Annotated in this window: 13 protein-coding genes; 5 read left to right on the top strand and 8 right to left on the bottom strand. The window is 60.7% G+C overall.

The window, feature by feature from the left end; genetic code table 11:
- Nucleotides 1–50: 50 nt before the first annotated feature.
- The 4 genes from IB238_RS11535 to trxB all read right to left on the bottom strand — a co-directional run bounded on the left by IB238_RS11535 (nt 51) and on the right by trxB (nt 3,502).
- Nucleotides 51–344, bottom strand: coding sequence for a metalloregulator ArsR/SmtB family transcription factor (locus tag IB238_RS11535; protein WP_192246324.1), 294 nt, complete (start codon nt 342–344; stop codon nt 51–53).
- 179 nt (nt 345–523) lie between these two features.
- Nucleotides 524–964, bottom strand: a complete 441-nt coding sequence (locus IB238_RS11530) for a DUF6455 family protein (protein ID WP_192246322.1) — start codon at nt 962–964, stop codon at nt 524–526.
- A gap of 542 nt (nt 965–1,506) precedes the next feature.
- Nucleotides 1,507–2,403, bottom strand: a complete 897-nt coding sequence (locus tag IB238_RS11525) for a LysR family transcriptional regulator VtlR (RefSeq protein WP_192246320.1) — start codon at nt 2,401–2,403, stop codon at nt 1,507–1,509.
- A 124-nt stretch (nt 2,404–2,527) separates the two neighbouring features.
- The gene (trxB, locus tag IB238_RS11520; protein WP_192246318.1) at nt 2,528–3,502 is read right to left on the bottom strand and encodes a thioredoxin-disulfide reductase; all 975 of its coding nucleotides are present in this window, start codon (nt 3,500–3,502) and stop codon (nt 2,528–2,530) included.
- A gap of 229 nt (nt 3,503–3,731) precedes the next feature.
- On the opposite strand from trxB, the gene IB238_RS11515 reads away from it, so the two are divergent.
- From IB238_RS11515 to IB238_RS11505, 3 genes are read left to right on the top strand one after another with little or no spacing between them, the layout of a single operon-like run.
- Complete coding sequence (locus IB238_RS11515; protein ID WP_192246316.1) at nt 3,732–4,199, top strand: Lrp/AsnC family transcriptional regulator; 468 nt, start codon at nt 3,732–3,734, stop codon at nt 4,197–4,199.
- A 55-nt stretch (nt 4,200–4,254) separates the two neighbouring features.
- A complete protein-coding gene (locus IB238_RS11510; RefSeq protein ID WP_192246314.1) occupies nt 4,255–5,100 on the top strand; it encodes a glycosyltransferase family 2 protein in 846 nt (281 codons plus the stop codon).
- Between the two features lie 33 nt (nt 5,101–5,133).
- Nucleotides 5,134–5,775 carry a glycosyltransferase family 29 protein gene (locus tag IB238_RS11505; RefSeq protein ID WP_192246312.1) on the top strand — a complete coding sequence of 214 codons (642 nt, stop codon included), beginning with the start codon at nt 5,134–5,136 and terminating at the stop codon, nt 5,773–5,775.
- Between the two features lie 124 nt (nt 5,776–5,899).
- On the opposite strand, the gene IB238_RS11500 is transcribed toward IB238_RS11505, so the two are convergent.
- Complete coding sequence (locus IB238_RS11500; RefSeq protein WP_192246310.1) at nt 5,900–6,907, bottom strand: polysaccharide pyruvyl transferase family protein; 1,008 nt, start codon at nt 6,905–6,907, stop codon at nt 5,900–5,902.
- Nucleotides 6,908–7,277: 370 nt separating this feature from the next.
- Here IB238_RS11500 and IB238_RS11495 point away from each other — a divergent pair, with 370 nt between their 5' ends.
- Nucleotides 7,278–8,039 (top strand): glycosyl transferase, encoded by a 762-nt coding sequence (locus IB238_RS11495; protein WP_348648227.1) that lies wholly within the window; start codon nt 7,278–7,280, stop codon nt 8,037–8,039.
- Nucleotides 8,040–8,090: 51 nt separating this feature from the next.
- Here IB238_RS11495 and IB238_RS11490 read toward each other — a convergent pair whose 3' ends face one another.
- From IB238_RS11490 to carB, 3 genes are all read right to left on the bottom strand, one after another.
- Nucleotides 8,091–9,173, bottom strand: a complete 1,083-nt coding sequence (locus tag IB238_RS11490; protein ID WP_192246308.1) for a glycosyltransferase family 4 protein — start codon at nt 9,171–9,173, stop codon at nt 8,091–8,093.
- Between the two features lie 23 nt (nt 9,174–9,196).
- Nucleotides 9,197–9,673, bottom strand: coding sequence for a transcription elongation factor GreA (gene greA / locus IB238_RS11485; protein WP_192246306.1), 477 nt, complete (start codon nt 9,671–9,673; stop codon nt 9,197–9,199).
- 323 nt (nt 9,674–9,996) lie between these two features.
- On the bottom strand, nt 9,997–13,479 hold the full coding sequence (gene carB / locus IB238_RS11480; protein ID WP_192246304.1) for a carbamoyl-phosphate synthase large subunit: 3,483 nt from the start codon (nt 13,477–13,479) through the stop codon (nt 9,997–9,999).
- A gap of 346 nt (nt 13,480–13,825) precedes the next feature.
- Here carB and IB238_RS11475 point away from each other — a divergent pair, with 346 nt between their 5' ends.
- Nucleotides 13,826–14,767, top strand: a complete 942-nt coding sequence (locus tag IB238_RS11475) for a neutral zinc metallopeptidase (protein ID WP_192246302.1) — start codon at nt 13,826–13,828, stop codon at nt 14,765–14,767.
- Nucleotides 14,768–14,958 lie beyond the last annotated feature (191 nt).

The following is a 14,958-nucleotide window of genomic DNA, read 5'->3' as shown; positions in this document are numbered from 1 at the left end:
TGGGAGAGCGAGCAGACGTGGGAGGCGGTTGCTCAGGGAAAAGCGCCTTGTCAGAGCGTCGAGTTGATGTGCTTCAGGAATGCTGCGATCGTTTCCTCGTTTCGCTTGTAGAAGATCCACTGGCCGACGCGCCGCGTGGTGACGAGGCCGGCCCGCTGCAGGACGGCGAGATGGGCCGAAACGGTCGACTGTGACAGGCCGCAGCGTTCGAACTGGCCGGCACAGATGCCCATGTCGAGGGGGTGCTCCTGTGTGCTGAAGTGCAGTTCCGGCTCGCGGAGCCAGTTCAAGATCTGCGTGCGGGCCGGGTGGGCCAGGGCTTTGAGGATTTCGTCCGCGTCCATCGTCGTCTCGCTTCGTCGCATCGCGATGTAGCGATACATATATCGAGAATTGGCGATATTTAAATCACAAGCGCGTGAGTGCGCCAGTGCAACGAAAAACGGTATGGTGGAGCAAGTGCCTCGGGGCACTCGTTTCACCATGTCGTCCTACCCGCTCGCAACGGGCTGGGGATCGGACGTCAGTGCGTTTTTGTGCCCGATCGCATCCGAACCGCGCCAGATGCCCTCTGGAATTCCGCCAGGACGTCAGAATTGTTGCAGAAGGCGACATGGTCGGTTACGATCGTTCCATTGCGGATGCTTCGCCGGCAGGCCGCCTTGTGAGAGCACGCCGCGCAGACGCGCGTCATGTCGTTGAAAGCTGTTCTGTCCTTGTGCTGAAGCGCTTCGGCGTTGATGCCGAGAGCCGTCATCACGTTCCCAAGCTCATCGGCGGCATGTGGTCCTCGTCCGACCACATCGCAAAACTGCTCGGATGTCAGCCCGCAGTCCGCAGCGATCGTACCGATTTCCCTCGGCCCGAGCTGGGTCAGATTGCGAAGCATTTGCGCACTGTCGCGATAACCCTTCCAGCGGGCGGCCATCATTTCGAATACGTGCATCAGCGAGTGGTCCAACATGGCGCTCCTCCCTTGTAGAGGCACTATGTATCCCCCGGCTCCACCTTTCTTTGCGCAAAATCAAGTGGGCGCGGCAAAGCCGTGGCCGAGTGCCATCGGTCATGCCCCACGAGGTAGCAAAAAAAGAGGGCCACAAGCGGAAGCTTGGGCCCTGTAGGTGTGAAGGTAAAAACCTCCAGAGGGGAACAGCCGACGCGGCGGTACTGGGAGGAGAAAACCGCCAAACGCATCGACTGAGGTGGATATGGGGCAGGCGGATCGACATTTCAAGGGAGCGAAATGCCGCATCGCGAAAAGTAGTGAGAAAAGTATTTCGAAGGCAAAAAAAGAGGGCCGCAAGATGAACTTGGGCCCTTTATAGTTGTGAAGGTAAAAACCTCCAGAGGGGAACAGCTGCTGCGGTGGCACTGGGAGGAAAAAGCCACCAAAGTGCATCAGCTGGGTGCGATATGCTGCTTTTCTGGGCAGACATCAATCATTTAATGTGCATGCCAGCCATGCGGTAGGCGCAGACCTATCGATCCAGCCCCGCGTTGCCCGCGTCAGAAGTTCCAGTTGCGCGCTTTCGAGACGATGAAATCGCGGAAAACCTTCAGTTTTGCGGCGTTCTTCATCTCGTGCGGGTAGCAGAAATAGGTGTCGAACGAAGGAACGTCGGCATTCGTGACCAGTTGCAGCAGGCCGGGATCGCGGCCGACGATATAGTCAGGCAGCATCGCGATGCCGATGCCCAGCAGGCAGGCACGCTTGATCGAGGTCAGGCTGTTGATCTGCAACACGGAAGGGCGCGGGTTATCCGAATCGCGACCGGCGATCTGCAGCCAGTTCACATCGAGCAGGTAGTTCGGCGCTGGCTCGCCGAAGGTGATGATCTTGTGGTGGTCGAGATCATCGATCGACTGCGGCTCGCCGTAGCGGTTGATGTAGGAGGGCGCGGCGTAGACGTGCATGTGCACGGTGAAGAGCTTGCGCTGGATCAGGTCCGATTGCTGCGGCTCGCGCAGGCGGATCGCACAATCGGCGTGGCGCATGTTGACGTCCAACTCCTCGTTGTCGAGCAGAAGCTGGACCTGCATGTCCGGATAGAGCGCGAGGAACTCCTGCACCTTATCGGTCAACCAGCCCTGGCCGAGGCCGACCGTGGTCGTGATCCGAAGCTTGCCGCTCGGTTTCTCGGTCGTCTCGGTCAGTTGTACCCGCACGCTTTCGAGCTTCATCAGCACTTCATGCGCCGTGCGATAGAGGATCTCGCCCTGCTCGGTCAGGATCAGGCCGCGGGCATGGCGATGAAAGAGCTTGATGCCGACATCCTGCTCCAGCGCGCTGACCTGACGGCTGATGGCTGATTGTGAGAGGTGCAGCTTGTCGGCTGCATGTGTGAACGAGCCGGCCTCGGCCGCGGCATGAAATATCCGCAGCTTGTCCCAGTCGAGCGCCATTCTTTTTTACTCCCATATGACTTCAAGGCGGGGAACCGCTGGTTTCCCGCCTCGGTTGCTAATGTTCTGTTCCCACTCCCGCGATCGCGGGCCGGAAGCCCGCCTCACGTTTTATTGGCGGCTTCTACTCGGCCGCAATTGCGACAGGCATATGACCTGCCAGGTACTTTTCCGCTTCCAGCGCGGCCATGCAGCCCATGCCGGCTGCGGTCACTGCCTGGCGATAGATGTCATCCGTCACGTCGCCCGCGGCGAACACGCCTGGCACGTCGGTCGCCGTCGAATCCGGCGCGGTCCAGAGATAGCCGTTCGGCTTCTGCTTCAACTTGCCGACGAAAAGCTCTACCGCCGGCGCATGGCCGATGGCCACGAAGACACCATCGGTCGCCATGTCGGTCACAGCTCCGGTCTTGGTGTTTCTCAACCGAACGCCGTTAACGGAGGCGGGCATCGGCGGCTTTGCCTCGGCGCCAAGGTATTCGATTACCTCGTGGTCCCAGATCACTTTGACATTCGCCTTGGCGAACAGGCGTTCCTGCAGGATCTTTTCCGAGCGGAAGCTGTCGCGGCGATGGACGACCGTGACAGACTTTGCGAGGTTGGAGAGATAGAGCGCCTCTTCCACGGCCGAATTTCCGCCGCCGACGACGATCACGTCCTTGTTGCGATAGAAGAAACCGTCGCAGGTGGCGCAGGCCGAGACGCCAAAACCCTGGAATTTGTGCTCGGTCTCGATACCGAGCCACTTCGCCTTGGCACCGGTGGCGATAATCAGCGCGTCCGCCGTCCACTCGGCGCCGCTGTCGGTGCGAACGCGGAAGGGGCGAACGTCGAGGTCGACCTCGGTGACGAGGTCGTTGACGATCTCGGCGCCGACATGCTGGGCCTGCTGCAGCATCTGTTCCATCATCCACGGGCCCTGCACGGGTTCGGCATATCCCGGATAATTCTCCACGTCCGTGGTGATCATCAACTGGCCGCCCTGTTCCATGCCGGCGATCAACACCGGTTCCAGCATGGCACGCGCCGTATAGATGGCGGCGGTGTAACCGGCCGGGCCGGAGCCGATGATCAGAACCTTGACGTGACGGGCAGACATGGCTGCTCTCCTTGGCATAGCTCGCCCGGGCTCCCGGCAAGCGCCGGCGCGGACTGTGTCGATTGTGACGCTCATTTATGAGTGCGGCCTCCCTATATTCAAGGGCAAGGCCGCACTTGCCAACAGGCTTGGCGTAAGCCGCGACATTTTTGTTCATGTTGATGCAATTATCTTATGTTCCTCGGACGTTTCTGGTAATGCGCCCTCTAATCAATCAAGGAAGCAACCCGTGTTTCGCGCCGAACTCGACGCCATCGACATCAAGATTTTGAAGGAACTGCAGGCCGACGGCCGCATGACCAATGTGGATCTCGCCGCCAAAGCCGGCATCTCCGCTCCGCCCTGTCTGCGCAGGGTGCGCAAGCTGGAGGAGGCCGGCATCATCGAGGGCTACCACGCGATGCTGAACGCACCAGCGCTCGGCTTCGACCTCGTCGCTTTCTGCATGGTCGGCCTGAAGCATCAGTCGGAGGCCAATCTCAAGGCCTTCGCCGCCGCCACCGCCGAATGGCCGCTCGTCCGCCAGGCCTGGATGGTCTCCGGCGACAGCGATTTCCTGCTGCACTGCGTCGCCGAAAACCTCACCCGCTTCCAGGATTTCGTCATCGAGGTGCTGACGGCGAACGAACACGTCGACACGGTCCGCACCATGCTGACGATCCGCCAGGTCAAGAAGCTGGGGTTGGTGGAGGTGTGAGGGGGTGCTGTGCTCCATGGCTGCCCTGTGATCCGCGAATGAAAGACCTCACGGTATGCTAACCCCCCAAAATACGTTGATCTGCATTTTTTCCTACAACATGGGGTCAACGCTTGATCGTTGCATCGCGTCGACGCGTAAGATGTGCGCTGGCTTTCCGACCGTCATCATCGACGACCAGAGCGAGGATGAGCAGACGCTTCAGGTCATCGATAGCTATCGTAACTATTTTGACAGGATCTTCGTTTCAGATCAGCCCAAGGCGGGTCGAAAGCATGGAAACCTTTACGACAACGTCCAGAAGATGTGCGCCTATGCCACTGAGCAGGGCTTCGAATATCTGTTTATGGTGCAGGACGACATGCAATTCGTTCGGCGCCTGGATACCGAGATATTGGCACAATACGACCGGATGTTTGCATATGACGACAAGGTCCTTCAGGTCGATCCGCGCTTTCTGCGCAAGGCCTATGACTACGAAATCATTGCCGATTGCAAAGCCTACCGATTCCGGGCCGGCGACTATCGCGGATCTTATGCGGACGTCGGTATCCTGCGTCTGTCTACTCTGAACGCACTGGGCTGGAAGTTCCTCGATTCGGAGTCGGAGAACAAGAGGGCACTCAGCGCTCTCGGTTACCAACGCCTGTTTCCCTTTGCGCCGGTGGTGATGCATGTGCCGTTTCCGGTTTCCTACCGAAACGGTCGCCGGCGATCGTCGCTACTGCCCTTCAACCGCGGCAGCTATTCCTATCATGAGTTGACGCCCAAGGAGCAGCACGCGATGAACACTCGCCCGCTGGAGGATATTCCCTACTTCCGTTCCTATCTCAAACCGAAAAACATGTTGTTGGCGCGGGTGCTCTACCATCTCGTTACGGAAAACTCCGCTCTCCGCTGAGCCTGTTACGAAACGACGTGGAGTGCTGGAACAATGTACGCCTATCTCCGTCAGAAGGTCGAAAAGAAGACCCGAAAAATCATCGGGCATCTGAGGCGGCTTCTCGACATCGAGTACCGTTCCGCTCTCGGCGAACGGGAGCTCTTCGAGCTGTTGGAGGGAAAAAGCGTTGCACTGGTTGGCAATGCCAGTCGGCTCGCTGACGACTGCTGCGGTGAAGACATCGACGCACACGACTTGATCATCCGCTTTAATCGTGCGCCGATGCCAAATGCACGCTCGCACGGTACCCGGACCGACATGATCGCAACGAGCATCCCGCTCGAAAGAACGCTGATGGAAGGCAGGGGCGCGCGCCACCTGTTGTGGATGTCCCCGCCCCAAGATGCAATACCGCGTTGGATCGCTCGTCTATCAACGCTCTTTCTGTATTCGGCGGAGCATCATGGCCGGTTGCGGGAGAGGATTCGCAGTCGACCCACGACCGGCCTGATGGTAATCGAACTTCTTAGCCGTTCTGGCTGCCGTAAAATCGACCTCTACGGGTTCGATTTCTTCGCGAGTGCTTCCCTGTCGGATAATCGCGCCCGCCGGTCTTCTCCGCACAGTGGCGCGGCGGAGAAACGCTACGTCATGGATCTCATCGCGTCCGACCTGCGCTTCTCGCTCAACTAGGGCATGTCCCCGAAAGCGGAAACGGTTTCGGGAAAAAGATACGCAAAAAACCGAAGGCTTGAAATGCGGCCAGCAAACACGAAAGCCACCGTGGTGGTTGCCGAGCTGAAGTACGGGGGCTCGCTTATGCCGTGCCGTTGACGGCTATCTCCTTCAGGCGATCGAAGAGGCGTGCGGTTCGGTTGTGGCTCATCGTAAGTCCGGCGGTGATCGCTCGCTGTTCTTCGTCGGTGAAAGCGAGCTCGTCCGGTGCCTCAAGGTGCGTGGCCACTTGATCCTGCGTGACCAGGCGTCGTTTCCCGAGCCCAAAGTCCTCGAGTAGTGCCTCGATCTTCCAGGAGTTCGAGCCGACGGCAAGAAACGGCGTACGCGTGAAGAGGCAGAAACAGATCGCGTGGAAGCGGCCCGTTACGTGTAGCCTGCCACGCCGCAACGCTGCGATGAATTCCGGCTCGCTGCGGCTGTACAGCACGCGGTTCTCGCTAAGCGCAAAGGCACGGGCGTGCAGTTCAATGTAACCTTGCCGAAGAAGCCGCAGCGGCAATGGGAAATGTGGCTTACTGGGTTTGATCGTCCGCAAAATCGGCAGGAAATAGGCCTCCGGATGCATGTCGCGCAGCGCCAGCAAGCTGGCTGATACGTTGCGTGACACCGAGTCGCCAATCAGTAAGCGATCGCGAACGAGCATGCCTGGTCGCGGCTCGGCGCCAGCGGAAAGCGAGAGATCCGGCACGACATCGACCGAAAGTCCGCTGGCCTCCGTTACCGCCGCGGCGCTTCTCGAATCCCGTGTCGATATCAATGACATTTTTTCCAGATAGCGGCCCCAATGCTCCGGATTGTCCTGATAGAGTGCATTTATCAACGCCACCGGCTTGTTGGCGCGGGCCGGATGGTTGACCACTTTCAGCAGCCTTTCGCCATGGCGGCTGCCATGATGCAGCGTTCCCTCGCCGTTGATGACAATGAGGTCGCTGTTTGCCATGGCTTCCAGGAAGGAACGGTTCTTTTCCCAGTTCGTTCGGACCATGCTACGGGCAAGCACGGTGATGCCGCGAACCGCAAGGTTCGCCTCGATCATGCGCATGACACGGACGCAGCCAAAATGATTGTCACCCCGGGTGTCGTTCAAGATTACTGCGTTCAGGCTCACTCACTGCGTCTTTCGGGTAGATGAAATTGCGTTGGCCGGGCTTGCCCGTCCGGAGTGCTTTATAGTGGCTGCACGGCAGAAACAACGATGCGACGAAATGCTGCGTGCTTGCCATTTGCTCTTCGGTACCCCGTGTTAGGCCGCGATCGGTTGTCTATTGGCCGACGCGCCGCTATAGCGGGCCATGTCGTTTTTGTCCGAACGTCCCTTGCGCCGAACCCTTGTTAAGCTGGCATGCGAGCTGTTCCTCGGCCGGCGTCGGCGGCACGCGCAGCAATGGCTGCCTCATCTCGCCTTCGGAGTGGCCGAAACAGACGGGACGAGGCCGATCCTTTATCGCAACCGCCGTGTGGGTACATTGCGCCCGGCCGCGATCCTGAAAAGTCAGAGCGGCGAAGAGATCTACATCGTCGGCTCGGGGCCATCGGTCAAGGATACGAGGGTCGAAGTCTTGCCCGAGCGGTCGGCAATCCTGCTCAATGGTGCCGTGACGCTGTGCAACGACGCGATTGCCGATCCTCTCGCGGTGGCGGTTGAAGACGAGCGCTTCATCTGGAAACGGTTCGACTTGTTGAAAAGAAAGCTCGCACCGGGCACGATCCTGCTTCTATCCGTTTCTGTCATTCGTGCGATCTGTGAGATCGATCCAGCGTTTCTGCACAATCGGTCGATCATATTGATAGACGACCTGCGGAAACCATATGGCGCCGAAAGGTGCGACTTGCGCGCGCTGGCGCCACTGCCTTTCGTGGTCGTGGATGAGAAAAGAGACGCCGGAATCTCGCTGGATCCGGACCGAGGCGTATTTCAGGGCGGGTCGGTGGCAATTTCCGCGCTTCAGTTCGCAATGTTTTGTCGGCCGCGTTCGATCGGTCTGATCGGTATCGATATTGCCAATGCCGATCAGCCGCGGTTTTACGAGATGGACGGGAACGTCGCATCATCCGGGGTGGTGCGCGGGGCGCCGCGGATTATTGCGCATTTCGTTCTTGCGCAGCAGGTCGCTGGGACTCAAGGCATAGCGATCGTCAATCACTCGCCCCTCTCAGCGCTCATTTCTGCCGGCTTTCCCTACGACGACAACTTTGCGCGCGGTGTTGCCACCGGATAACCGAGTGCTATTCGCGGCCTGCATCAATCTATCTGACGGTGAACAATGATCCTATCTCCGGGTGGCCTTCTGGCTGAGGAGTCCTTCATAGACTTCGCCGAGCGCGCAGGCTTCCTTCTCAAGCGCAAAGTTCGCGTGCACATGCGCCAGTGCTTTTCGGCCGGCGTGGATCGTTGCGTCCGGATTAGTGATGTAGCGTTCTATCGCTGTCGTGAGTGCCGTACCGTCACCGGCGGGCACGACGCTTCCGGTCTCGCCCTCGATTGTCATTTCCGCATAGGCCCCGGCATCCGACGTCACGACTGCCGTCTGCGAGGCCATCGCTTCCAGAGGTGTCAGGCCGAAACCTTCGTTACGCGAGGGGGCGACATAGAGTGTCAGGCGGCGGTACCAAGGCTTGATGTCGTCTACCTCGCCGAGAAAGACGATGCGGTCGGTGAGACCCGCAGCCGCGATCTCGGCCTTCAAGCCGTCGCCGAAAACTGTGTGTTCCGGCGTGATGCGGCCGGAGATCACGGCCGTCCAGTCAGGATAGCGCGGCAGGAGCTCGATCATCGCGCGAACAAAAAGGTCAGTGCCCTTCTGGTGGCGCACGCGACCGAAGCAGCCGACGAGGTATTTTCCGGGCAGGTCCGTTGCCGCGATCGTGTCGTCGGGGCCAGCGGGCGGGTGGAAGCGCTCAAGGTCGACGCCGTGCTGAACGACCGTGTGCGGAACTTCGAGGAACGAGCCGGAGCGGACGCTCGTCGCGATCACTGCATCCATCCGACGGATGAGGAACTTCGTGTAGCGGCTATGGCGGCGCTGGGCGGCGGACGTGAAGAGCAGCTTCAGCGGCATGCGCAGGACGTCGCGCAAGAAGATTCCAGGCAGCATCTCGGTGTTGCGGCGGGCGTGCCAGACGCGATGGCTGCGGCCGGCCGGCAGACGCCAGAGGGAGAGGAGGTCGCGGAAGCGGATATGCGGCAGGTCCGCCGGCAGTCCGGGGCCAAGGGTCGCCACGCGCTGACCAATGGCCCGTTGCATCGGTACCAGTTGGACGATCGTCGAGGTGACGCCGGAAAGGCGCCGCTTGAAGTTCGGCGCGATGACGTCGACATCGGCGATGTCGACGCGTGCCGTGCGCTTATCCATGGAGGCCGTCATCAGAAGGGCATTCAGCCCCAGGTGACGGCGAGGATTTCGTAGGCCTTCGAGCCGCCCGGCGCATTCACTTCGATCGAATCGCCGACTTCCTTGCCGATCAGGGCGCGTGCAATCGGGGAGGAGATCGAGATACGGCCGGCCTTCACGTCGGCTTCCTGGTCGCCGACGATCTGGTAGGTCTTCTCTTCCTCGGTGTCTTCGTCGACAAGCTTCACTTTGGCGCCGAACTTGACCTTGTCGCCGGACATCTTCGACAGGTCGATGACCTCCGCGCGGGCAACGAGATCTTCCAGTTCGCTGATCCGGCCTTCGTTGTGGCTCTGCGCTTCCTTGGCGGCATGGTATTCGGCATTCTCCGAAAGATCGCCATGGGCGCGCGCCTCGGAAATTGCTTCGATGATCCGCGGGCGCTCCTCCTGCTGGCGCCAGCGCAGTTCTTCCTGCAGCTTGACGAAACCGCCCTGAGTCATCGGTACCTTTTCGACCATTTTATCCTGTCCTTCCAATCGCGCCGTCCGGCTTTCCACTGGCACGCACGCAAAATAAAACGGTTTCCGGGGCATTACTCCCGGAACCCGCAGAACTGTTTGAACGGCGCTTATAGCAGAAACCGGCGAACAAAAGCCAGTTTAATCGGTGGTGGCCGACAGGCTATGCAAAGAACAGCGAGGGCTTCCCGTAGCTGTCTGCCTGTGAACCGGCGTCTTTTCCCCGCGATTTTCGTGCAACCACCGGAGAACCTTGGCGGCGTGGCGTGTTGCATGCATTTCTACATGCCGCCGCACCAACGCCGCCCAGGTTACAATTGGGCTCAGAAGTAGCTCTGCAGCGGGTGCACCTCGAGCTGGCCTTCCTTGAGTGCCTTGATCGCCTGCGCTGCGGCTTCCGCGCCGGCCATGGTCGTGTAATAGGGCACCTTCTGCATCAGGGCGGCGCGGCGCAGGGACTTGGAGTCCGAGATCGCCTTCGTACCGTCCGTGGTGTTGATGACGAGTTGGACCTGGCGGTTGCGGATCGCGTCCTCGATATGCGGACGGCCCTCCTGGACCTTATTGACCTTGGTCGCCTCGATGCCGTTTTCGCCGAGGAAGCGGGCGGTGCCGGAGGTGGCGAGCACCTTGAAGCCGATCGAGGTGAGGATGTGTATGGCCGGCAGCACGCGCTCCTTGTCCTCGTCACGCACAGAGACGAAGACTGCGCCGTCGCGTGGCAGGTCGACGCCGGCGCCGAGCTGCGACTTGGCGAAGGCAAGCGGGAAGCTGGTGTCCAGGCCCATGACTTCGCCGGTCGAGCGCATTTCCGGTCCGAGCAGCGTGTCGACGCCGGGGAAGCGGGCAAACGGGAACACTGCTTCCTTGACGGCAATGTGTTTCAGCTTGCGTGGATCGGGCTTCTGACCGTAGGCCGAAATCGCCGCATCCAGCGTCTCGCCGGCCATGACGCGGGCGGCGATCTTGGCGATCGGCGCGCCGATGGTCTTGGCGACGAAGGGCACGGTGCGCGAGGCGCGCGGGTTGACTTCGAGCACGTAGATCGTGCCGTCCTTGATGGCGTACTGCACGTTCATCAGGCCGCCGACGTTGAGCGCCTTCGCCAGCGCCTTGGTCTGGCGTTCCAGCTCGTCGACCATTTCCGGAGAAAGGGTGCGCACCGGCAGCGAGCAGGCCGAGTCGCCCGAGTGGATGCCGGCTTCCTCGATGTGCTCCATGATGCCCGAGACGAACACGCTTTCGCCGTCGCAGAGCGCATCGACGTCGACCTCGACGGCGTTGGTCAGGTAGCTATCAAACAGCAGCGGGTTCTTGCCGAGCAGCGTGTTGATCTGGCCGGTCTTGTCGTTAGGATAACGCTGCTTGATGTCCTCAGGAACGAGACCCGGAACCGTGTCGAGCAGGTAGGTCTGCAGCATCGATTCCGAATGGATGATCTGCATGGCGCGGCCGCCGAGTACGTAGGACGGGCGCACGACCAGCGGGAAGCCGATTTCGGCGGCAACAAGGCGCGCTTGCTCGACCGAATAGGCAATGCCGTTGTTCGGCTGCGTCAGGTCCAGCTTCTGCAAAAGCTTCTGGAAGCGGTCGCGATCCTCGGCGAGGTCGATCATATCAGGTGCCGTGCCGAGGATCGGGATGCCATTCTTTTCCAGCGCTTCGGCGAGCTTCAGCGGTGTCTGGCCGCCGAACTGGACGATGACGCCGATGAGCGTGCCGTTCGTCTGCTCGGCCTTGAGGATCTCGATCACGTCTTCGGCCGTCAGCGGCTCGAAGTAGAGGCGATCGGAGGTGTCGTAGTCGGTCGAGACCGTTTCTGGGTTGCAGTTGACCATGATTGCTTCATAGCCGGCGTCCTTCAGCGCGAAGGCGGCATGGCAGCAGCAATAGTCGAACTCGATGCCCTGGCCGATGCGGTTCGGGCCGCCGCCGAGGATGACGACCTTCTTTTGGTCGGAGATGCCGGCTTCCGAGCGCGTGGCGCCCGCGAACGGGGTCTCGTAGGTCGAGTACATGTAGGCGGTCGGCGACGCGAATTCGGCCGCGCAGGTGTCGATGCGCTTGAAGACCGGGCGCACATCGAGGCTGTTGCGCAGTTCGGCCACTTCCTTCGGCCGCTTTCCGGAAAGCGTGGCAAGGCGGGCGTCGGAGAAGCCCATTGCCTTCAGCATGCGCAGGTTTTGCGCGTCTTCCGGCAGGCCATGCTCGCGGATGCGCGCTTCCATGTCGATAATGTTCTTGAACTGGGCGATGAACCACGGGTCGATCTTCGAGGCCTCGTGCACCTCCTCCGGTGTGAAACCCATGCGCAGTGCTTGCGCCACCATGCGCAGGCGGTCCGGCGTCGGCGTGGAGATCGCGGCGCGCACGGCATTTTTGCCGTCGCCATCCTCGTAGCCGGGGATCTCGATCTCATCGAGGCCAGTGAGCCCGGTCTCGAGGCCGCGCAGCGCCTTCTGCAGCGATTCGGCGAAGGTGCGGCCGATTGCCATGACTTCGCCGACCGACTTCATGGCGGTTGTCAGCGTCGGCTCGGCGCCGGGGAACTTTTCGAAGGCAAACCGCGGAATTTTTGTGACGACATAGTCGATCGAAGGCTCGAAGGAGGCCGGCGTCGCACCGCCGGTGATGTCGTTTTCCAATTCGTCGAGCGTGTAGCCGATCGCAAGCTTTGCTGCGATCTTGGCGATCGGGAAGCCGGTCGCCTTGGAAGCCAGCGCCGACGAGCGCGAGACGCGCGGGTTCATCTCGATGACGACGAGGCGGCCATTGGCGGGATTGACGGCGAACTGCACGTTCGAGCCGCCGGTCTCTACCCCGATCTCGCGCAGCACCGCGATCGAGGCGTTGCGCATGATCTGGTATTCCTTGTCCGTCAGGGTGAGGGCAGGGGCGACTGTGATCGAGTCGCCCGTATGCACGCCCATCGGATCGATGTTTTCGATCGAGCAGATGATGATGCAGTTGTCCGCCTTGTCGCGGACGACCTCCATCTCATACTCCTTCCAGCCGAGTACGCTTTCCTCGATCAGCACTTCCGTCGTCGGCGAGGCATCGAGGCCGGAGTTGACGATCTCGAAGAATTCGGAGCGGTTGTAGGCGATGCCGCCGCCGGTGCCGCCGAGGGTAAAGGACGGGCGGATGATGGCAGGAAGGCCGATTTCGTCGAGCGCCTGCGCGCCGATCGCCATGGCGTGGCTCATGTAGCGCTGCTTGCGGTCGGTCTCGCCGAGGTTCCACTGGTTTTCCAGCTCGTCCAGCGCCTTGTCCAGCGCATCACCGGCGAGTTCGGTCTTGAGCTTCGCGCGCTCGGCCTCATGCACCTTGCGGTCGTGGTCCTTGATCTCGGTGGCGTTGGCGAGCAGCGACCTAGGCGTTTCCAGCCCGATCTTCGCCATCGCCTCGCGGAACAGTGCACGGTCCTCGGCCTTGTCGATTGCGGCGGGCTTGGCGCCGATCATCTCGACATTGTAGCGCTCGAGCACGCCCATACGCTTCAGGGAGAGCGCGGTGTTGAGCGCCGTCTGGCCGCCCATGGTTGGCAGCAGCGCGTCTGGGCGTTCCTTGGCGATGATCTTGGCGACGACTTCCGGCGTGATCGGCTCGATGTAGGTCGCATCCGCCAGCCCCGGATCGGTCATGATTGTTGCCGGGTTGGAGTTGACGAGGATGACGCGGTAGCCTTCCTCCTTCAGCGCCTTGCAGGCCTGGGTGCCCGAATAGTCGAATTCGCAGGCCTGGCCGATAACGATCGGCCCCGCGCCGATGATGAGGATCGATTTGATGTCTTGGCGCTTGGGCATGGCTCTATCCGTTCTCGTACGCTGCGCGAAAAACCGGCCAGGGTGGGAGATCACCGGCCGGGGCGCGAAGGCTATCGTCTTTAAAGGCTAGAAGCGGCTTATAGGCAAATGCCAGCCGGAGAGGAACCCCGAAAATGATGGAAACGGGAGATTCTCCAAAGGTGTTCTTAAACAGGTGTGACGCTACCACCTCCCACTCGCTCGACCGGATGGGCGCTTCGTTATCGGCCGACGACGAGCCCGGCTGGTTAAAGCAACCAACTCGGTACTTTTGCGTTCTGCAAAGACCTTATAAGATGCGTCCGGACATCGTGCAGGAGTGCCGTCGCGGCAAGGGAGTTCGATCATGGAGTGGAAGGGCCGCCGTCAGTCCAGCAACGTCGAGGATCAGCGTGGTGCCGGTGGGGGCGGGTTGGGCAACAGCCCGTTTGGCCGGGGAGGCGGCTTCCGAATCCCGATGGGCGGCGGGCCGCGCCGTGCGGGCGGCGGTCTGAGCTTCGGCACGATCATTTTCCTGGTCGCGCTCTATTTCATCCTGCGGATGATGGGTGTCGACCTGCTGCAGGTGCTTGGCGGTAGCGGCGGGCAGGTGAACCTGCCGGGATTCGAGCAGACCGAAAGCGCGAGCCATGCGAATTCGCCCGCGCAGGAGGAAACCAAGCAGTTCATGGCGACCGTGCTCGCGGAAACCGAGGATGTCTGGAACGGCATTTTCCAGGCGAGCGGCGCCCAGTACGAGGAGCCGAAACTCGTGCTCTTCGCCAATTCGATCCAGTCGGCCTGCGGCTTTGCTTCGTCTGCGTCCGGTCCCTTCTATTGCCCGGGCGACCACAAGGTCTATCTCGACATGGCCTTCTTCGATGAATTGGCCAACCGGTTCGATGCCGCCGGCGATTTCGCCCAGGCCTATGTCGTCGCCCACGAGGTCGGCCATCACGTCCAGAACCTCACCGGAGTCCTGCCGAAATTCAATCGTGCCCGCCAGCAGATGAGCGAGGCGGAGGCCAACGAGATGTCGATCCGCGTCGAGCTGCAGGCCGATTGCTATGCCGGCATCTGGGGCAAATATACCGAGCAAAAGGGATTGCTGAGCGCCGGGGACCTCGAGGAGGCCTTGAACGCCGCGGTCCAGATCGGCGACGACACGATCCAGAAGCGCATGCAGGGCTATGTCGTGCCGGAGAGCTTCAACCACGGCACCTCCGAGCAGCGCCAGCGCTGGTTCAAGCGCGGCTTCGACAGCGGCCGGGTGCAGGACTGCGACACGTTCAGTGTGGGTACTCCCTAAAGCTGACCGTGTGACCACCGCGAGCTGGCCGCGCACGCCGGTGAAACAGCGCAACGGAGCGAGATTTTCTATCGGGAGACTGGTGGCCGCCTCCTGTTGCCACTCTAGTTGGTCGAAGCCCAATTGATGGTTTTCATCACGAAAATTCAAATGTTCACGGATTGTTTCGCGCCTCTTTCTGCATTATGACG

The sequence above is a fragment of the Rhizobium sp. ARZ01 genome, assembly GCF_014851675.1.
GTDB lineage: Bacteria > Pseudomonadota > Alphaproteobacteria > Rhizobiales > Rhizobiaceae > Mycoplana.
The sequence above is the reverse complement of the archived record's forward strand: the minus strand, read 5'-3'. Positions and strand labels throughout refer to the sequence as shown.